The following is a 19,059-nucleotide window of genomic DNA, read 5'->3' on the forward strand; positions in this document are numbered from 1 at the left end:
TCGTTGGAGTCGGTTTTGTCGGCATGGGAGGTTGGGCGGTCAGCGGATCGGCCGTTTTTCTTCGTCGAGGGTGAAGCCTTCGCCGTGGACGTCGTGGGCGTCGCTGATGACGACGAAGGCGGTCGGGTCTTCGGCCATGATGATCGCCTTCAGGTGGACGACTTCGTTCCGGGCGACGACGCAGTAGAGCATCGGCCGTTCGGCGTTCGTATAGGCGCCGCGGCTCTGGATGATCGTCGCGCCGCGGCCGAGCTCGTGGAGGATGCGGTGGGCGATGGCGTCGATCCGGTCGGAGACGATGAGGACCATGCGGGCGCTGTAGGCCGTCTCCTGGACGAAGTCGATCACTCGGGCGGCGACGGTGAGGGAGACGATCGTGTACATCGCCCGCTCGGTGTCGAGATAGGTGAGCATCGACAGGGCGATGACGCCGGCGTCGATCATGAACATCGTCCGGCCCATGCTCGTGCCGCGGTATTTGTTCACCACCCGCGCGACGATGTCGACGCCGCCGGTCGTGCCGCCGAAACGGAAGATGAGGCCGAGGCCGGTGCCGATCGCCGCTCCGGCGTAGAGGGCGGCGAGCAGGGTGTCGTCCATCGGGGGGGTTCGAAGAAAGGCGAGGGCTTCGATGAAGACGGAGCTCAGGACGGTGCCGACGACGGTCATGATCATCGCCCGACCCCCGAGGGTGCGCCACCCCAGAACGAGGAGCGGACCGTTGGCGGCGAGCAAAAACCACCCCGGCGGGATGCCGAAGAGGTAGTTGAACATGAGCGCGATGCCGGTGAGGCCGCCTTCGGCGAGGCCGTTGGAGATGGTGAAGGCGTTCAGACCGAAGGCGAAGATCGCCGAACCGAGGGCGATGCCGGCGATGGATTTGAGATGGGACGCGAAGCGGGTTCGGCGCACGAAACTTCTCCTTTCGCACGTCCGTTGCCATCCGTCGTTCGGCCACCGCTTCTCATTATAGCACTTTGCATTTGTTTCCGGCGGCCGTTTTCGCTACCATGAGGAGAGATGGCCACAGGGAGGGTCAACGGTGGTCCATGAAGCAGCCTCGGCGCCGGAGCTCGGCCGACCGAAGACGCTTCCGGAGATTCAGGCGGAGGTCGACGCTCTCATCGGCCGTTTTCAGGAAGGGTACTTCAGCCCGATGGAGATGATCGCCCGGTTCGCCGAGGAGCTCGGCGAGCTCGCCCGGGAAGTTTCGCACCGCTACGGGGCAAAACGGAAGAAACCCGAAGAACCGGAAGGGTCCATCGAGCTTGAGCTCGGCGACCTCTTTTTCGTCCTCGTGTCGTTTGCCAATGCCCAGGGGATCGACCTCGGCCGGGCGTATGAGGCGGTGATGGCCAAATATCGCACGCGGGACAAAGATCGCTGGACGCCAAAGGGGGAGGCGCGGTCATGATCCGGATCGTGCTGGCGGGGGCGTTCGGCCGGATGGGCCGGGAAGTCGTGGCGATGATCGACCGGACGCCGCATTTTCGCCTCGTCGGCATCGTCGACCCGAAGGGCCGGACGCTGGACGGGGTGCCGACGTACGGGTCGGTGGGAGAGGCGCTCGCGCCGGGGGCGGACGTGTTCATCGATTTTACGACGCCGGAGGTCGTCTACGGCCACGCCCGGGCGGCGATCGAGCACGGCGTCCGGCCGGTGATCGGCACGACGGGGCTTCAGCCCGAGGAGATCGCCGAGCTTTCCGCCCGGGCCGGCGCTCGGCGCCTGGGGGGCGTCATCGCCGCCAATTTTGCCCTCGGGGCGGTGCTGATGATCCGCCTGGCGGCGGAGGTGGCGAAGTACTTCCCGGCGGCCGAGATCGTCGAGCTTCACCATGCCATGAAGCGGGATGCGCCGAGCGGGACGGCCCTCATGACGGCGGCGGCGATCGCCCGGGCCCGCCGGCGGCCGGCCGAAGAGGCGGCGCGCCTCGGGGCACCGGTTCGGGACCCGGCGGCGGAGCGAAGCGGCCCCGGCGCCCGCCTCGAGGCGGTGGAGGAGATGGCGCCGCCGTCCCGGGGGCTCATCCTGAACGGCATCCCGATTCACAGCGTCCGCCTTCCGGGGCTCGTCGCCCATCAAGAGGTTCTTTTCGGCGGAGAAGGAGAGACGCTCCTCCTCCGGCATGACGCGACGACCCGAGCGGCGTTCATGCCGGGGCTTCGGCTCGCCGTGGAAAAGGTGATGACGCTTGATCGGCTCGTCGTCGGGCTGGAAAATCTCCTGGACTGACGGAGGACGCGCGATGAACATCGCCCTCATCGCCCATGACCGCAAAAAAGAAGAGCTCGTCCGCTTCTGCCTCGCTTACCGGCCGGTGCTGGAGCGCCACACCCTCTGGGCGACCGGGACGACCGGCCGGAAGATCGCCGAGGCGACGGGCCTTTCGGTCCGCCGCGTCGCGTCGGGGCCGTACGGCGGCGATCAGCAGATCGGCGCCAAGATCGCCGAAAACGTCATCGACCTCGTCATTTTTTTGCGGGACCCGCTCACGCCCCAGCCCCACGAGCCGGACGTGAGCGCCCTCCTTCGCCTGGCCGACGTCTACAACGTGCCGGTGGCGACCAACCTCGGCTCGGCGGAGCTCCTCCTCCGGGCGCTCGGCGAGCGGGAGGCGTGGTGGGCCTTTCGCCGGCTTCGGCGCGGCCAAAGGCTCGACGGGGCGGACGGCGAACCCTCGGCCGGCGTCGGTCCGGAGGCCCCCTGACCGTGACCCGGCGAACGCTTCCGTCCGGCGCCCCGGTTTTGGACGCCTCACTCTGGGAAACGCCCCTTTGGGCGGCGGCCCGCCGGGTGATCCGGACGATCGAGGCGGCGGGACACGCGGCCTTCGTCGTGGGCGGCGCGGTGCGGGATCGGCTTCTGGGCCTTCCGGCTTCGGAGATCGACATCGCCACCTCGATGCGGCCGGAAGCGGTGCGCCGGCTCTTTCCCCGGACGCACCCGACGGGGGAGCGTTTCGGGACGGTGACGGTCGTCGAGGGCGGCTTTCCTTTTGAAGTGACGACGTTTCGCGTCGAGACGTATCCGTCCGTGGACCGGCATCCGGCGGTGCGGTTCACCGGCCGGCTCGAAGACGACCTCGCCCGGCGCGATTTTACGATCAACGCCATGGCGCTTTCGGCGGACGGCCGGCTCATCGATCCGTTTGACGGGCGCCGGGATCTCGAACGGCGGGTGCTCCGGACCGTCGGCGATCCGGCGGAGCGATTTCGGGAAGATCCCCTCCGGCTCATCCGGGCGATCCGCTTTGCCGTCCGCTACGGGCTTCGCATGGCGCCGGAGACGTGGCGGGCCCTCGTCGCCCTGCGGGGAGAGCTCGTCCGGGTGGCGCCGGAGCGGATCGTGATGGAGATGGAAAAAAGCCGGCGGGGAGCGGAGCCGTGGCCGCTTCTTCGCTGGCTCGACCGGGCCGACCTCTGGCTTCGCCTCGGGGAGCCGGCCATCGCCCGGGCGGTGGCGGCCGCCGATCCGCCGGACGTCTTCTGGGCGGCGATCACCGCCGCCATGCGCCCGGCCCGGGGATTGCCGCCGTCCGGTGCCGGCGCGATCGCCGGCGGGGGGGCACCGTTCGGGGAGGGGCTCGACGCCGAGGCTGGGGCGTGGGGGCTTAGGCTTCCCCTTTCTCGGGAGGCCCGTCGGTTGATTCGGGCCGCGCTCGGCATGGAGGCGTCGCCCGGCAGGGAATCGGCCGGCCCTTCGGTTCGGCCGCGGTCGCTTGAGGCCGCCTACGCCCGGGAAGGTCGGTTTGACGGCCGGACGGCCCGCGGAGGCGACCGCCGCCCGACGGCGCCGATGGCGGAGGCCGAAGCGTTGCCGTACGGGTACGCGTGGGGCACCCGGGGCGCGGCGGCGGTGTTTCGGGCGCTCCGGCTGGCGGATCTCATCGCCGGGCGTCCTCGGCCGGAGACGCTCGCCCGATTTCGGGCCCTGGCCGAGTTTCGGGCCCGCCTCCCTCTCCCCGATCCCCGGCGGCTTCGCCTCGACCTCGGGGCCTGGCGCACTTCGCGAAAGGCCCCGGCCGGGCCCTACCTCGAGGCGATGCGCCGGCACCTCTGGCTGGCCGTCAACCGGGGGTTTCCGAATGCGGCCGAGGCGCTGGAGGCGGAAGCCGACCGGCTGTGGCGGGAGGCGGGCGCGGCGCTCCGCCCGCCCTTTCGGCTGCCGGCGTTTTTGGCTGACGGGCCGGAGGCCGGAGACGTCCCGGCGACCTGAGCCGGGGCGGGCGGTGAACCGATCGGGCGCCGCCGCGCCGGCGCGGCGGCGGTCGGGGATGTGGCGCTTTTCGAAGATCCGGCGACCGTCCGGATTCCGCTTTTGACAATCGCCGTTCTAAGGGCCGTTGCCGCGCGGCGAAATGGGGACGACGGCATCGGGGCGACGGTGCCCGACGAGCGGGCAACGAACGGGGCGCCGGCGCCTGTCGACGAGCCGACGCCGATCGGGAGGGGTGAAGGCGTGACACCGAATCGGAGCGCTTTAGAACATGACGGGGCCAATCACGCGGCGGCGGTTCGTCTGGCGGACCGCCTGTTTGCGGCGCTTTTGGCGGCGCCCGGGACGTATGTCTCCGGCTCGGCGCTTGCGGCCCGCTTCGGCGTCAGCCGGACGGCGATCTGGAAGGCGGCCAATCGCCTCATGGAAGCGGGTTTTCCCGTCGAACGGGCGCACCGGCGCGGATACCGCCTCGCCGAGGGATACGATCCGCCGGTCGGCCCGAACGGCTGGGAGGGGTTGGAGGGTGCGGAGCTGGGCCAGGCGTTTCGCTTTTTCCCGGAGGTGGACAGCACGCAGAACGCCGCCCGGCGATGGTTCGACGACGGGGCGCCTCACGGCGCCGTCGTCCTCGCGGAGCGCCAGACGGCCGGCCGGGGGCGGATGGGGCGGCAGTGGGTTTCACCGCCGGGGACCGGCCTCTGGATGAGCGTGATCCTGACGGACGGGCTCCGCCTGGCCGACGTCCACGCCCTCTCGCTCATGGCGGGGCTCGCCGTCGCCGAAGCGCTCGAGGCGTTCGGCTACCGTCCGGGCCTCAAGTGGCCCAACGACGTCCTCCTGGCCGGGAAAAAAGTCGCCGGCGTCCTCATCGAAGGTCAGGGAGAACTCGACCGGCTTTATTTTGCCGTCGTCGGCATCGGCCTCAATGTCCGGCTTCCGGAGGCGTTTCCTCCGGAGCTCCGGACGATCGCGACCGCCCTCGCCGAGCACGGGCCGCCGCCGCCCCGCCGAAAGCTGGCCGCGGCGATCCTGTCGGCCCTCGACCGGGAGCTCCGGGCCTACCGGGCGGAAGGTTTCGGCCCGCTCCGGGAACGGTGGCTCGTCCGGGCGGTTTCCCTCGGCCGGGAGATCGCCGTCGAGACGGGCGGCGGCCGGATCGTCGGGCGTTTTGCCGGGCTGGACGACGACGGGAAGCTGCTCGTCGAGACGGCGGCGGGGCTTCGGGCGATCGCCAGCGGCGAGGTGCGGCTTTGAGGGGCGGTTTTGGGGCGGTTTTTAAGAAACGCTTTTCGGGATCCGGCGAGACGCCCTTTGCCTTGTGCGAACGGCACCTGCCGCCTCCGCCGTTCGGGACTTTCCCCCGTTGGACAGCGCCCGTGCCGGGCGTACACAAAAAGCGGCAGCCCAACGGCTGCCGCCAGGTGCAGGGGGTCTCCTTTCAGTATTCCGGCTTCCAAGGAAGGGAGGGAATGTGGTCTTCGAGGAAGTGGGCCAGGCGCTCCGCTTCGGCTTCGCTTTTGAGCTGCAGCGCTTCTTTCAGCCAGATCGGATTGGCGAGGTCGCTCGCATCGGCGAGGGCGGTCCGCCCGGTCTGGAGGTTGATGATCATCGTCTTGCCGAAGAACTGGTTGGAGAAAAGGAGCCCGAGGTCGTACAGCCCTTCTTCCGTGTGCACCCCGATGAAACGCACCTGGGCCTGCTCGGTGTTTTCGTAGACGGCTTCAAAGAGCGCCACCCGGATTCCCTCCTTCCTTAGACTTCGTTTCTTAGCCTTCATTGACTTTGCTTTTGCCCTTGCTTTGCCGTGCCTTTCGGTTCCGGATCGGCCTTCGCCGCTCTCCGGCCGACCCTTCCCGGCCGGGAATCGGCGCCGTCCGGCCGAGACCGGCTTCCGCCTGCCGGTTCGGTCGATCCGACGGGATCGCCGGCCGGGCTTTGCTTTCGCGTCCCGGACGGTTGCCGCATGACGCGGGCCGCTTTTTGCCGATCGTGCGCCCTGGCCGCGGCAAAACGCGTCGGCGCCCGGACGCTCCGGTCCGCCCGGGCGCTTGAGCCCTGCGGCCCGCTCCTTCCGCCCGGGCGCTCCGGTCCGCCGGCTTCGCCCGGGCGCCCGGCGCCGGCGCTCCGCTTCGACGCAAAAGCCCCGCACCAAGTCGAGAGGGCCAGCCTCCAGGCTTGGCGCGGGGCGTGCGCAGGCGCATTCGGCGCCGCTCCCTCCGCTTCCTCGTTCGGTCAAAGGCACCGCCGACCCGAGGTGAGCGGTCATGGTTCGCCAGAGAGACTTCCCTGCATTAGCCGACGGGGTTAGCTGACGGGCAGGATGGCAGGGAATGCGTCTGACTCATCCCTCCCGACGCCTATCGTCGGGATTAGCCCCAAAAGATCGGGTCCCCCGCTCCCGGCATCCGCCGAGATTAGGCCGTCTTTGCTTTTACGTTCATTTTAAGGATTGCGTTCCGGGAAAACAAGATAAATCTTTTGCACTGGCCTCGCCGCCAACGGCCATCTCGGCTTTCAGCCGGTCGGCGGCTTCGGACCAGCGGAGGGCGACGCCGCCGAAACCGCGGACAAACCGTTCGGCATCCCCCGAGGCGGAAAACGCATAGACCGGCGGCCGGCAGCAGGCGGCCGGCGCTTCGCCGCCCAAGACGTACGTCGCTTCCTCGGCCGGGACGGTCGTATGGGTGAGGACGTCCCGAACGAGGGCGTACGCGCCGGCATGACCGGGGCTCCGGAGCCGCCGGTGATGGATGAGCCCGCAGTGGGCACAGCAGGCGACGTCCACCCGGCCGTCGGGGAGAAGCAGGCGGTAGGCCAGCGTCGGGTTGACCGGCTTACCGCAGACGACGCAGCGGCTTGGGCCGTCGTCGGGCGACGACGGCGGGGGCGCTTCCTTTCGGTGGGGTTCGAGAAGGGCGATGCCGCCGTACGTCTTGACGGCGATCCCTTCGTCGACGAGGGCGCGAACGTCCCGGTGAATGGTCATTTCGCTCACGCCGAAGAGCGCGCTCAGCTCGGAAATCTTAAGCGTTTTCCGTTCAAAAAGGAGCCGGCGAATCGTCGCCCGGCGTTCGATCGGGAGCATGGCCGTCGCTCCTCCGGCCGTCCGCGGGCGGACGGCAGCGTTTCAAAATCGTGGCGGCGTTGATTGTGTTTCGATGTTACTTCATTCTAACACATGGTTCGCTCCGTTCCGCAACTCATAGACAAATTTCCCATCGAAGGGATACTGTCCGGTTGCTTCCTGCTTCATCCACCGGCACCGGCCGGAGCCTGCAACCTCCGGTGTCCACAGGCTTGACTTCCCGTGGAACTCACGGTAGGACCGTCTTACGCCACGGTCAGGGCGAACTTGAGTAGGTTCTTGGCCGCATTCACGTCCCGATCGTGATGCGTGCCGCACGCCGGACACGTCCACGCCCGGACGGAAAGCGGAAGTTCGGGAAGAACATATCCGCAGGAAGAGCACGTCTTCGACGTCGGCTCAAAGCGGCCAGCCTTCACGATCCGCGCGCCCCGAAGCTTGGCTTTCGCTTCGAGGAGCGCCCGGAAGGTGCCCCAGCCGACGTCGGCGATGGGCCGGGCAAGTCGCCTGTTTTTGATCAGGTTCCGAACGTCCAGATCCTCGATCGCGATCACCGGATGCGTCCGGACGAGTTCGGTCGTGAGCTTGTGGAGGAAGTCCAGCCGGATGTTTCGAATCCGGCGGTGGAGTCTGGCGATCTCGAGACGCGTCTTTTCGTAGTTCTTCGTCCGTTCGATGAGCCTTCCCTTTTCGTCCCTCACTCCGCGGCGGGAAAGTTTTCGCTGAAGTCTTCTCAGACGTTTGAGCGCGCGCCGCAGGGGTCTCGGAGCATCGGTCTTTCGGATCGCCCCCGTTTCATCAACCTGAGTCGTGAAGCTTTGCAGACCGGCGTCGATACCGGCCCGCGGCCCCGCCGGCGGAAGGGGATCGGGAATCTCTTCTTCCACCGTGAGGCTCACGAACCACCGATCGGCCTCGCGGCTCACGGTGGCGTGAAGGATTCGGCCTTGCGGCAGGTAAGTCTTCGCCGCACCGTTTTTCTTTCGCCGAACGGGCTTTTCCTTGAGACGTACTGCGCCGATGCGAGGCAGCACGATGTGACGTGTCTTTCCCCGATGGCGTCGGTCTTCCCCGCCCAGAAGGAGCCGGATCGTTCTGCTGCTGTTGTCCAGCCGGAAACTGTCCCGCCGGTCGTGTTTGCGGCGGAACTTCGGATGGCCGATCTTCCGGCCGGTCTTCCGCCCGCGGAAGAAGTTTTGGAACGCCTTTTCCAGATCCCGAAGCGCTTCCTGCGGCGCCCATTTGGACACTTCGTACAGCCACGGGAAGTCCGTCTTCTTCAGGCGGTTCAGTTCCCGGTGGAGTTCGATCGCGTTTGTCGTGCGGCCTTCTTTTTCGTAGATCTCGATCCATCGCGCGAGGCCCCAGTTGTAGGCGAAGCGGGCGGCCCCGGCGTGCTTGGCGAGGAGAATGCGTTGTTCCGTGTTGGGGTCGAGCTCGTAACGGTAGGCTCTATGGATCTTCACGCTGAAGCGCCTCCAGCGCCTTTTTTGCCCGTCGTCTCGGGGAACGCTTGCCGTACAAGCGGGCGGCCAGGGACGTGAGGACCTCGGTCACATCGCGCACCAGATCGTCATCCACCTCTCTTTCTTCGACCACCAGAATGCGGCGTCCCTGCGCCCGAAGAGAAGCTTCGATGTATTCAAAGCCAAAACGCGTCAGCCGATCCCGATGTTCCACGACGATGGTCGTTACGTTCGGGTCGGAGAGGAGCTTGATGAGCTCCTTCCGCCTGCCGTTCAGACCGGAACCGACTTCTTTCACCGTCTTTCCGACCGAAAGGCCCTGGGCATTGGCAAACTCCAGAAGCCTCACCACCTGTCGTTCGAGATCGGCCTTTTGGTCGGAAGACGACACCCGGGCGTAAAGGGCGACGATGCCAGCTTTTGGCGCTTCGGGTTCGTGGACGAGGATCGTGCCCGAGGGGGTGATTTCGAACGGCACGGGCATTTTGCCCTCTTTGACCCAGCGCCATGCCGTCTTGTAGGTGATGCCGCGCTTTTTGGCCCATTGGCTGAGTTTCATGGGTATATTTTATCCGAGAAAGTGACGAAGATCAATCGTATTTTCAGCTGCTGACAACCCTCGCCAAGGCGCTGGCGGCCGACGTCGCCCGGCGTTAAGATAGCCGTAAGGCCTATAAGATAAACATGCGATAAAGAAAGGGAGAGGCAGGGTGCCGCTCGCGTACGGGGCGCTTTTGGCCGGCGTGGTGTTCATCTCGACGTCAGCGATCTGGGTGCGGCTTTCGGCGTCGCCGCCGGCGGTGACGGCGGCGTACCGGCTGCTTTTTACGGTGCTCCTCATGGCGCCGTTCGTTCGGCCCCGGTGGCGGTCGATCTTCGGGCAGTGGCGCGCGCTCAGCGCCGTCGAACGGCGGCTGGTGATGGCGTCGGGGGCGCTCCTGGCGGTGCACTTCGATCTGTGGTTCTGGTCGCTCGATTTTACGTCGGTGGCGAGTTCCGTCGTTCTCGTGACGCTCCAGCCCCTTTTTACGTTCGTCGGGGGGATGATCGCCTTCGGCGAGCGGCCCGGGGTGTGGATGTGGCTCGGAGGGCTTTTGGCGATCGCCGGATCGGCGCTTATCGGATGGGGGGATTTTGCCGTCGGGTCGGAGGCGCTCTTCGGCGACGCGCTGGCGCTTCTCGCGGCGCTTTTCGTCTCGCTCTACTGGATGATCGGGCAGCGCGTCCGGCCGAAGCTCGATGCGACGGCGTATACGTTTTTCGTCTACGGCGCCGCGACGGTCGTGCTTTTTGGGCTGGCCGCGTTGAAGGGGGAGCGGCCGGTGGCGCACCGACCGGAGGACTGGGGCTATTTTCTCGCCCTGGCGCTGTTCCCGACGCTTCTCGGCCATTCCCTTTTCAACTGGGTCATCCGCTGGATCCCCGCGTCGACGCTGTCGGTGGCGATCCTCGGCGAAGCGGTCGGGTCGGCCCTCCTTGCGTACTGGGTCTTCGGCGAGACGCTTCACCTCGGCCAGTGGGTGGGCGGGACGCTCATCCTCGTCGGCATCGCACTGGCGATCCTGCACCCGCCGGAGCGGGCGGAAGGCGGACGGTAAGGTGAAAGAGCGGCCGCCGTCGGCCGATACATCAGTCGTGTGAATAAAGCGACGTTAAATACGGAACAAAGCGTCAAATACGGAACAAAGCAAGGAAAGGAGGCCGAACGATGAACGGGCCGGACCCGGAACGGTCTAAGGATGTGAAAAACCGGGCGATCATGCGGCATCTTGCGCTGGATGAGTCCGCGCTGAAGCGGTTTCGTACCCGGGGGGATGCGGTCCGGGCGGCGACCGAAGCGGCGGCCCTCGCCGCCCTCGAGCGGCTGATGGCGGACGATTTTTTCGACCGGGCATTCCGGCAGGGGCTTACGCCGGAGAAGCTTCGGGAGACGACGCGGGCGTACCTCCGGCATCTGTGGGCCGAAGAGGACATCGCCCGGCACGGCGGGCGGCTGGCTCGGATGGGCGCCCGGCAGGCGGAGCTCGGCTTTCCGCTTTCGTTTTACGGACTTTTTTACACGGCCCTCACCGTGGCGCTGTGGGACGCCGGGCGGACACCGGAGCCGAAGGCGGGGCCTCGTGTGTCCGAGCGCCTTCGGGAAGTTTTGCGGCGGCTTCGGGGGCGGGGCGCGTTGTTCCGGCCCGATGTCGACGGGGGGACGCTCGAGCGCTCCGTGCCGAACGAGGATCGTCGATGGCTTTTGGATGCCTACCGGCGCCTCCGCCTGGACGAGATCCTGCTGCTTGAGGCGCACGGCGCCCGGCTGCGCCTCGGCCAGGCCGAGCGGCTTGGCGAGGGGCTGAAACGGATTTTGTCTCTCAAAGGCGTGCTCACCCGGCTGGTCGGCCGGCTCCGGCGGCTTAAGGACGACGCCGATGAGTATGCGCTGGCCAGCCGGGACGTGAGCGCGGCGGCGGATGTCGTCGCCGAAAATGTCGTCCGGATCGCCGAGCGGGCGGAACGGATGGCGGAAGCGGCCGGGGCGAGCGAGGCGGCGGTGGGACGGGCGCTTCAACGGTTACAGGAAGCGGCCGAGGCGTTTTCTTCGGTGCAGGATGAGGTCGCCGGCGTCGTGGCCGGGACGGAGGAAATCGGAAAACTCGTCCGCTGGATGGAAGAGATCGCCGCCCAGACGGAACTGCTCGCCCTCAACGCGGCGATCGAGGCGGCGCGGGCCGGTGAGGAAGGGCGGGGGTTTGCCGTCGTCGCCGCCGAGGTGCGAAAGCTCGCCGAGACGTCCCGCACGGCCCTCAGGCAGATCGATCAAACGGTGCGCTCGTTTGTCGGCCGGGTGGAGAAGACGGCGCTCAAGACGGAGGCGTTTCGGGAGAAGATGGCCGAAGGGGCGGCGGACGCCCGGGTGGCGATGGATCATCTCCGGGCGATCGTCGCGGAGATCGCCGCCAACCGGGACGATGCTCAAGGGATCGCCGCCGCCGCGGAAGAGCAGACGGCGTCGATCCAGGCGTCCCTCGAGCGGGTCGAGGCGATCGCAGGCCATCTGGCGGAAGTCGAGGGGGAGCTCGGCCGTTTTGCCATCGACCTGGCGGAAGCGCTCATTTCGATCGACGGCGTGCGCAGGGCGCAGATCGACGGGGAGGCGGTGCCGATCGGCCTCGCGCTCCGCTTCGCCGTCGTCGATCATCTGCTCTTTCGCTGGCGCCTCGATCTTGCGGCGCTCGGCCTTCGGGAGGAAGATCCGCACGCCATCGGCGATGCCTCGCGATGCCGCCTTGGCCGCCTGATCGAGCGGAACCGGGCGGTGCTCGGGCCGCTTCCGTGTTTTCAGGAGCTCGTCGAGACCCACCGGCGGATGCATGCCGCCGGGCGGGAACTGCTGCTCGCCGTTCGGGCCGCCGGCCGGGCGGCGGGGCGTCCGGCCGGCGGCGCCGCCCGTCTTGCCGGCGGGCGCGCCCCGGCGGCGGCGGCCGTCGCCCCCGCGGACGGAAGCCGCCCGGACGGGGGGGATGCCGCTTGGCACAGCGCTCCAAAAGCGGCAGGGGCTGCCGGAGCGGACGGGCCCCGGGCGGACGGGACGGCGGCAGTCCGGGAACCGGAACCGGCCCGCTCCGGTCTTCTCGCCGGCGCATGGACGGAGGAGATCGTCGCGGCGCTCGGGCGGCTCGATGCGGCGACGGAGGCCGTCGTGGCGGCGCTTCTCGCGTGTGCCGAAGCGGCGGAAAGGGCGGAAGGCAACGACGCCTGACGCCTTTTTTTGCGGCCATTTAGTTAACCAATGATAAATTTTTTGTTGACAAAAAAGGTCTGCCCCCGTATGATCAAAGAGAGGCTGGTAAATCCCGGCGCGACGCCGCGCCGAAGAGGGGGGCGGCCCATGGAGTGGGCGAGGGAAACGGCGATGACGACAACGCGGGGAACGGCCGTGGGATCGGAGTGGAAAACGGCCGTGGAGAGGCGAAGGGAAACGGCCGCGGACACGACGCGAAAAGCGTCGACCGAGGCGGGAAAAACGGACGCGACCGCCCCGCCGGAGGCGCTCGATGATCCGGCGTTTTTCGATCGGCTGGCGGAGCGGGCGCTTCGGGACGAGCCGCCGACGCCGGAAGAGGCGGAGGCGGTGCTTCGGGCGCCGGATGAGGCGCTTCTTTCGCTTCTTGACGCGGCGTACCGGGTGCGAAGGCATTTTTACGGGAAGCGCGTCCGGCTCAATATGATCATCAACGCCAAAAGCGGCCTCTGCCCGGAGGATTGCGCCTACTGCGCCCAGTCCGCCGTGTCGACGGCGAAGATCGCCAAGTACCCGCTCGTCGACGCCGAGACGCTCATCGCCGGCGCCGAACGGGCAAAAGCCCTCGGCGCCGGGACGTACTGCATCGTCGCGAGCGGCCGGGGGCCGACGCCGGCGGAACTGGCGCGCTTGGCGGACGCCGTCCGGGAGATCAAGCGGCGGACGGGGCTTACGGTCTGTACGTCGCTCGGGATTCTCACCGAAGAAAAGGCCAAGCTCCTCAAGGCGGCCGGCGTCGATCGGGTGAACCACAATCTGAACACGGCCGAGGGGCATTACCCGACGATCGCCACGACCCACACGTATGCCGACCGGGTGGCGACGGTGGAGCGGGTCAAGGCGGCCGGGCTTTCGCCGTGTTCCGGCTTCATCATCGGCATGGGGGAGTCGATCCGGGAGATCGTCGACATGGCCTTTGCCGCCCGGGCGCTCGATGTCGATTCGATCCCGCTCAATTTCCTCCACCCCGTCCCCGGGACGCCGCTCGGCGACCGGCCGTTCGTCGAGCCCCGGTTTGCCCTCAAGGTCGTCGCCCTCTTTCGCTTCGTCAATCCGACGAAGGAGATCCGGGTCGCCGGCGGACGGGAAGAGACGTTCCGTTCGCTCCAGCCGCTTCTCCTCTTTGCCGCCAATTCGATCTTCATCGGCGATTACCTCACGACGCCGGGGCAAAAGCCGGAGGCGGACCGGGCGATGATCGAAGATCTCGGTTTTGAGCTCGATCATCCGCCGGAGCCGTGACGCCTCCATCCCCGGCTTCGCGCGGCCGGGGCGCCGCCTTGATTCGAGACGTCGGCGGCTTTGGAACGCCGGTCCGGCCGATCGGAGAAGAGCGCCCGTTAAGGAGGATGGGGGATGACGCGCTGGGTGCCGCCGCGAGACGTGTTGCTCGCCTGGAACCGGGATCACCTCTGGAATCCGTTTACGCCGATGAAAAATTATCTGGAAGAAGATCCGGTCATCATCGAACGCGGCGAGGGGGTCAAGCTCTTTGACGTCGACGGCCGCGCGTACTGGGATGGGTACAGTTCGCTCTGGCTGAACGTTCACGGCCATAACGTGCCGGAGCTGAACGCGGCCGTCACCGAACAGCTGGGGAAGATCGCCCACGCGACGCTCCTCGGGAGCGCCAACGTTCCGGCGATTCTGCTCGCGAAGCGCCTGGCCGATCTGGCGCCGCCGGGGCTTCGAAAGGTGTTTTTTTCCGACTCCGGCGCCGAAGCGGTGGAAATCGCCGTCAAAATGGCGTTTCAGTACTGGCAAAACATCGGTCGCCCGGAAAAACGGCGGTTTATCACGATGACCGGCGCGTATCACGGCGATACGATCGGCGCGGTGAGCGTCGGGGCGATCGAGCTGTTTCATGCCCGCTTCGGGCCGCTTCTTTTTCCGACGGTCCGCATCCCTTATCCCCACGCGTACCGCCACCCGAGCGGCGATCCGGAGGCGGCGGCCCGGGACAGCCTCGCGGCGCTCGAGGCGATCCTCCGAGATCAGGCCGACGAAATCGCCGCCCTGATCGTCGAGCCGGTGATGCAGGGGGCGGCGGGGATGATCCGCATGCCGGACGGCTTTATGGCCGCCCTCGCCGATCGGCTCCGGGCGTACGACGTGCTGCTCATTGCCGATGAGGTGGCGACCGGATTGGGCCGCACGGGAGCGATGTTTGCCGTCGAGCATGACGGCGTGGTGCCAGACTTTTTGACCCTTGGAAAAGGGCTCACCGGGGGGTATCTGCCGGTGGCGGCGACGCTGACCACCGATCGGATTTATGAGGCGTTTTGGGGCGAGGAGATCGAAGGGAAGACGTTTTACCACGGCCATTCGTATACGGGAAACCCGCTCGGCTGTGCCGTCGCTCTGGCCAATCTCGAGCTCATGGAACAAAGAAAGCTTCTTGAACACGTCAGGCGGCTTTCGGCCCGGGCCGAAGCGCGGCTTTCCGCCTTTCGCGAACTTCCTTACGTCGGGGATGTGCGGCAGGCGGGGCTGATGATCGGCATCGAAATCGTCCGGGACCGGGCGACGAAGGCGCCCTTTCCGCGGGAGGTGCGGATCGGCCGGAAGATCGTGGCCCGGGCGCGGGAGCTCGGGCTTCTGACGCGCCCGCTCGGCGACGTCATCGTCTTCATGCCGCCCCTGGCCACGCCGGAGGCGGCGCTCGAGGCGATGATGGACATTCTTTACCGGGCCATCGCTGAAGTGACGGAAAAGGAGGCCGGGCGATGAGCGGCCTCTTTGTCACCGGGACGGACACCGGCGTCGGGAAGACGGTGTTTACCGCGCTCCTCGTCCGCTGGCTTCGGCGGCGCGGCGTCGACGCCGTGCCGATGAAGGCGGTGCAAAGCGGGGCGGCGGCGGAGGATCCGGCCGGCGATGCGGCCCGCCTCCTCCGGGCGGCCGGCGTGACGGTGCCGAAGGAAGCGCTGGTGCCCTACGCGTTTCGGGCTCCGCTGGCGCCGGCCGTGGCGGCGGACAAAGCGGGGGTGCGGGTGGAGCTCGGGCGCATTCTCGCGGCCTACCAGGCGCTTCGCCGGCGTCACCGCCACGTGGTCGTCGAAGGCGCCGGCGGGCTTATGGTCCCCATCGCCGGAGACATCCTGATCGTCGATCTGATGGAGCGGCTCGGCCTTCCGGCGGTGGTCGTCGCCCGCTCCGGGCTCGGGACGGTGAATCATACGCTTCTTTCGCTCCATCTCCTTCGGGCGCGGGGGATCCCGGTCGTCGGCGTCGTGCTGAACGACGGCCCGCATGGCGAACCGGACCCGTCGGCCGAAGACAATCCGCGCCTGATCGAACGGCTGGGCGGTGTGCCCGTGCTCGGGCGCCTTCGGACCGTCCCCGAGGGGCCGAAGCCCGATGCGCCTCGGATGCCCTCCGGTGCGCCGCCGGATCGGGCGACGGAGGAAGCGTTCGGGGAGGCGGAAAGGACGCTCCGGGAGGCCGAGGCGGCGTTTGATGAGGCGGCGCTCGCGATGTTGGAGGCGGAGGTCGATCTTTCGGCGATCGTCCGGGCGCTCGAGGGGCGGGAGGGGCGATGACGCTCGAGGCCGAGCTTACGGAAAAGCTCCGCCGGCTGGAGGAGGCGTCGCTTCTTCGCCGCCTCGCCGTCCGCGCGGGAGGGGTTCCGGAGATCGAAGAGGTGGGGGAGGACGGAAGCCGCACCCGGCTCCTCAACTTTTCGTCCAACGATTACCTCGGGCTCGCCGGTCACCCGGCGCTCAAGGCCGCCGCTTGCGAGGCCGCCGCCCGTTACGGCGCCGGCGCCGGGGCGTCGCGCCTCATCACCGGCCACGCGCCGTGGACGGCGGCGCTGGAGGCGGATCTCGCCGCCTGGCTGGAGAAAGATGCGGCGCTTCTTTTTTCCAGCGGCTATGCCGCAGGCGTCGGGACTTTGAGCGCCCTCATCGAACGGGACGACGTCGTCTTGAGCGACCGGCTGAACCATGCCAGCCTCGTCGACGGCATCCGTCTGTCGCGGGCCCGCGTCCGGCGCTACCGTCACAACGATCTTGCGCACCTGGAGGCGCTCCTAAAGGAGGTCCGGGAGCGCGAAGGAAAAAAGCGGGTGTGGATCGTCACGGAGTCGGTATTCAGCATGGACGGGGACGTGGCGCCGCTTCGGGAGATCGTCGAACTGAAAACACGCTACGGGGCCTATCTCGTCGTCGACGAAGCCCACGCCGTGGGGCTTTTCGGCCCGCGCGGAGGCGGCGTGGCCGAAGCGCTCGGCGTCCTCGAGGCGATTGAGGTGTTCATCGGCACCCTGTCGAAAGCGCTGGGTGCGGTCGGCGGCTTTGTGGCCGGGAGCCGGCCGCTCATCGACTGGCTTGTGAACCGAGCGCGTTCTTTCATGTATTCGACGGCGCTTCCTCCGGCCGCGGTGGCCGCCGCCCGGGAGGGGCTTCGGATCGTGCAGGGAGAACCGGGGCGGAGGCGGCGGGCGCTCGGGAACGCGGCATGGTTTCGTGGCCGGCTGGAAGCGCTGGGCGCTTTGCGCATCGTCGCCCCCTTCGGCGAAAGCGGCGCGCCGCCCTTTGTCACGCCGATCGTCCCGATCGTCGTCGGCTCGGCCGGCCGGGCGTGCCGCGTCTCCGCGGCGCTTCGGGCACGGGGCATCCTCGCCGTCGCCATCCGGCCGCCGACGGTGCCGGACGGGACGGCGCGCCTCCGCTTTTCGGTCTCGGCGGCCCATTCGCCCGATGATCTCGCCCGCGCGGCGGAAGCGGCGGCCTGGGCGCTCGAGGCGGCGGCCGACAGAGGCGTCGGTGGAGGGACCTCGGGATGCGGCTGAGGATGCTTTGGGTCTCGGGCTGGGGTTTTTCGGCCGAGGGCTTCCGTCCGGCCGCCGACTGCCTGCGGGTCCGCGGGGAGCGCCGGGCGGCGGGAGTGGACCATCGGTTTTTCGATTGGACGGCCGGCCGAACGCCGGAAGCGTTGCTCCGGGCGCTTAAGACGGCGCTCGTCGCGGTGCGGCAAGAGGCGGGGGATAAGGCGGATCCTAAACGGCGCGGGCGTGTGGCGGTCGTCGCGTGGTCGCTCGGGGCCCTGGCTGTGCTGAGCCTGGGGCCGGCGCTTTTAAACGGGATCGACGCCCTGGTGATCGTCGGCGGAACGCCGCGGTTTCTCCGGGCCCCGGACTGGCCGCACGGCTGGGACGCGCGGGCGCTCGAGCGGTTTCGCCGGCGGTTTGTCCGCCGTCCGATGGAGACGTTCGGGCGTTTTCTCCGGGATGTCTTCGGGGAAACCCCAGAATCGATCGAGCGGATCGCCCTGCCGGTCGCGGATCCGTCGGTCCAGGCATCGGCGATGGCCGGGCTCATGCTTCTCGAACGGCTGGACGCCCGAGAAGGGCTCGGGGATCTTCGGCTTCCGCTGTATATTTTGCATGGAGCGGAGGATGCCATCGTCCCGCTTTCTGCGGCTTCTGCGTTAAGGGAGCGTTTGCCGCAGGGGTCGCTTACGGTCTGGGAGACGGCGGGACATGCGCCGCACCTTGAGCGCCCGGCGGATTTTTGCGCATGGTTGGGGACATCGCTGCGGGAAGTCATGGATGGAGGTGAGCCGCGTCCATGAAGGAAGAGATCGACCGGCGCCTCGTCGCCCGCCATTTCGACCTGCACGCGCATGAATATGACGCGCATGCGGAGGTCCAGCGCGAGATGGCCGAGCGGCTGATGGCGCGTTTGGCCCGCGTGGAGGGGCCGCATCGGCCGCCCGTTCGGACCGTGCTCGACGTCGGCGCGGGGACGGGGGTGCTCACGCGCTTTTTGTTCGAGCGGTATCCCGAGGCGGAGATCACGGCGCTCGACATCTCCGAAGCGATGCTCTGGCGAGCCCGCGAGCGGCTCGGCACCGCCCGCGTGCGCTGGGTTCAGGCCGATGTGGAGACGTGGAGGTGTCCGCGCCGGTATGAGGTCATCGCCTCGAATGCGGCCTTTCAATGGTTGAGCCGTCCGTCCGAAGTCGTGCGAAAACTTTCCGGCTGCCTGGCGGACGGAGGGATGTTGGCGGTGGCGACCTTTGGGCCGCGGACGTTCTGGGAGCTGTTTTTCGCTTTTCGGCAGGCGGGGGACCCGGCGCCACGCCGCGGTCCGACGTTTCCGCCGATGCGCTTCTGGTCTGAGGCGATTCGCGCATGCGGCCTGAAGGTCGAGGTTCTGGAACGCGTCCGGGTACGCTGCGTTTATCCGAGCGTGCGCGATTTTTTGAAAACGGTCAAGAAGATGGGCGCCAGCCATGCGCCGAAAAGCGACCGACCGCTTCCGCGGCGCGTGCTGGCGCGGATGGAGGCGTGGTACAACGAAACGTTTGCCGTGCCGGGCGGCGTTCGGGCGACGTTTGAGGTGGTCATCGCGGTGGCGCAGAAACGCCATTAAGGGAGATCTTTCCCTTGCCCGCCTCACTGGCTTTCTGAAGCAGCTGGCGCCTCAGAAAGTCGGACATTCGTCTTACCCGAGCTTAACCGTACACGTCTTCGTGAGGGCGAACGTCCT

18 protein-coding genes and 1 riboswitch are annotated in these 19,059 nt (G+C 67.7%); of the genes, 13 read left to right on the top strand and 5 right to left on the bottom strand.

Going from position 1 to position 19,059, the window contains the following annotated elements; genetic code table 11:
* Positions 1 to 39: 39 nt before the first annotated feature.
* On the bottom strand, positions 40 to 912 hold the full coding sequence (locus SA87_RS10025; RefSeq protein ID WP_066202543.1) for a YitT family protein: 873 nt from the start codon (positions 910 to 912) through the stop codon (positions 40 to 42).
* 130 nt (positions 913 to 1,042) lie between these two features.
* Here SA87_RS10025 and SA87_RS10030 point away from each other — a divergent pair, with 130 nt between their 5' ends.
* From SA87_RS10030 to SA87_RS10050, 5 genes are all read left to right on the top strand, one after another.
* Positions 1,043 to 1,414 (top strand): nucleotide pyrophosphohydrolase, encoded by a 372-nt coding sequence (locus SA87_RS10030; RefSeq protein ID WP_066202546.1) that lies wholly within the window; start codon positions 1,043 to 1,045, stop codon positions 1,412 to 1,414.
* Positions 1,411 to 2,235 (top strand): 4-hydroxy-tetrahydrodipicolinate reductase, encoded by an 825-nt coding sequence (gene dapB / locus SA87_RS10035; RefSeq protein WP_066202549.1) that lies wholly within the window; start codon positions 1,411 to 1,413, stop codon positions 2,233 to 2,235. Before SA87_RS10030 ends, dapB begins: the two co-directional genes overlap by 4 nt.
* A gap of 13 nt (positions 2,236 to 2,248) precedes the next feature.
* Complete coding sequence (gene mgsA / locus SA87_RS10040; protein WP_066202551.1) at positions 2,249 to 2,710, top strand: methylglyoxal synthase; 462 nt, start codon at positions 2,249 to 2,251, stop codon at positions 2,708 to 2,710.
* A 2-nt stretch (positions 2,711 to 2,712) separates the two neighbouring features.
* Positions 2,713 to 4,218, top strand: coding sequence for a CCA tRNA nucleotidyltransferase (locus tag SA87_RS10045; RefSeq protein ID WP_066202552.1), 1,506 nt, complete (start codon positions 2,713 to 2,715; stop codon positions 4,216 to 4,218).
* 243 nt (positions 4,219 to 4,461) lie between these two features.
* Positions 4,462 to 5,475 (top strand): biotin--[acetyl-CoA-carboxylase] ligase, encoded by a 1,014-nt coding sequence (locus tag SA87_RS10050; RefSeq protein WP_156516535.1) that lies wholly within the window; start codon positions 4,462 to 4,464, stop codon positions 5,473 to 5,475.
* A gap of 184 nt (positions 5,476 to 5,659) precedes the next feature.
* Here the strand turns inward: SA87_RS10050 and SA87_RS13580 are convergent, their stop codons facing one another.
* The 4 genes from SA87_RS13580 to SA87_RS10075 all read right to left on the bottom strand — a co-directional run bounded on the left by SA87_RS13580 (position 5,660) and on the right by SA87_RS10075 (position 9,331).
* Positions 5,660 to 5,956: a DUF3055 domain-containing protein gene (locus SA87_RS13580; RefSeq protein ID WP_066441161.1), complete on the bottom strand. Its 297-nt coding sequence runs from the start codon at positions 5,954 to 5,956 to the stop codon at positions 5,660 to 5,662.
* Between the two features lie 542 nt (positions 5,957 to 6,498).
* Positions 6,499 to 6,652: riboswitch (cyclic di-AMP (ydaO/yuaA leader) on the bottom strand.
* A 6-nt stretch (positions 6,653 to 6,658) separates the two neighbouring features.
* On the bottom strand, positions 6,659 to 7,306 hold the full coding sequence (locus tag SA87_RS10065) for a DeoR family transcriptional regulator (RefSeq protein ID WP_066202559.1): 648 nt from the start codon (positions 7,304 to 7,306) through the stop codon (positions 6,659 to 6,661).
* Between the two features lie 245 nt (positions 7,307 to 7,551).
* Positions 7,552 to 8,772, bottom strand: a complete 1,221-nt coding sequence (locus SA87_RS10070) for an RNA-guided endonuclease TnpB family protein (RefSeq protein WP_066202562.1) — start codon at positions 8,770 to 8,772, stop codon at positions 7,552 to 7,554.
* The gene (locus SA87_RS10075; protein WP_066202563.1) at positions 8,759 to 9,331 is read right to left on the bottom strand and encodes an IS607 family transposase; all 573 of its coding nucleotides are present in this window, start codon (positions 9,329 to 9,331) and stop codon (positions 8,759 to 8,761) included. Before SA87_RS10075 ends, SA87_RS10070 begins: the two co-directional genes overlap by 14 nt.
* 151 nt (positions 9,332 to 9,482) lie before the next feature.
* Between SA87_RS10075 and SA87_RS10080 the strand changes: the two genes are divergently transcribed.
* From SA87_RS10080 to SA87_RS10115, 8 genes are all read left to right on the top strand, one after another.
* Positions 9,483 to 10,370, top strand: a complete 888-nt coding sequence (locus SA87_RS10080; RefSeq protein ID WP_082910532.1) for a DMT family transporter — start codon at positions 9,483 to 9,485, stop codon at positions 10,368 to 10,370.
* Positions 10,371 to 10,480: 110 nt separating this feature from the next.
* Positions 10,481 to 12,520 (top strand): methyl-accepting chemotaxis protein, encoded by a 2,040-nt coding sequence (locus SA87_RS10085; protein ID WP_066202567.1) that lies wholly within the window; start codon positions 10,481 to 10,483, stop codon positions 12,518 to 12,520.
* 129 nt (positions 12,521 to 12,649) lie between these two features.
* Positions 12,650 to 13,804 carry a biotin synthase BioB gene (gene bioB / locus SA87_RS10090; RefSeq protein WP_245637710.1) on the top strand — a complete coding sequence of 385 codons (1,155 nt, stop codon included), beginning with the start codon at positions 12,650 to 12,652 and terminating at the stop codon, positions 13,802 to 13,804.
* 114 nt (positions 13,805 to 13,918) lie between these two features.
* Complete coding sequence (gene bioA, locus SA87_RS10095; RefSeq protein ID WP_066202568.1) at positions 13,919 to 15,292, top strand: adenosylmethionine--8-amino-7-oxononanoate transaminase; 1,374 nt, start codon at positions 13,919 to 13,921, stop codon at positions 15,290 to 15,292.
* The gene (bioD, locus tag SA87_RS10100; RefSeq protein ID WP_066202570.1) at positions 15,289 to 16,104 is read left to right on the top strand and encodes a dethiobiotin synthase; all 816 of its coding nucleotides are present in this window, start codon (positions 15,289 to 15,291) and stop codon (positions 16,102 to 16,104) included. Before bioA ends, bioD begins: the two co-directional genes overlap by 4 nt.
* On the top strand, positions 16,101 to 17,357 hold the full coding sequence (bioF, locus tag SA87_RS10105; protein WP_066202572.1) for an 8-amino-7-oxononanoate synthase: 1,257 nt from the start codon (positions 16,101 to 16,103) through the stop codon (positions 17,355 to 17,357). Before bioD ends, bioF begins: the two co-directional genes overlap by 4 nt.
* Entirely contained in the window at positions 17,348 to 18,139 is a 792-nt protein-coding gene (locus tag SA87_RS10110; protein WP_066202574.1) for an alpha/beta fold hydrolase, read from the top strand. Before bioF ends, SA87_RS10110 begins: the two co-directional genes overlap by 10 nt.
* Positions 18,136 to 18,942, top strand: a complete 807-nt coding sequence (locus SA87_RS10115; RefSeq protein ID WP_066202576.1) for a methyltransferase domain-containing protein — start codon at positions 18,136 to 18,138, stop codon at positions 18,940 to 18,942. The genes SA87_RS10110 and SA87_RS10115 overlap by 4 nt, the downstream gene beginning before the upstream one ends.
* Positions 18,943 to 19,059: the final 117 nt, after the last annotated feature.

Origin of the sequence: Hydrogenibacillus schlegelii (assembly GCF_001653195.1) — a bacterium.
Lineage (GTDB): Bacteria > Bacillota > Bacilli > Thermicanales > DSM-22653 > Hydrogenibacillus > Hydrogenibacillus schlegelii.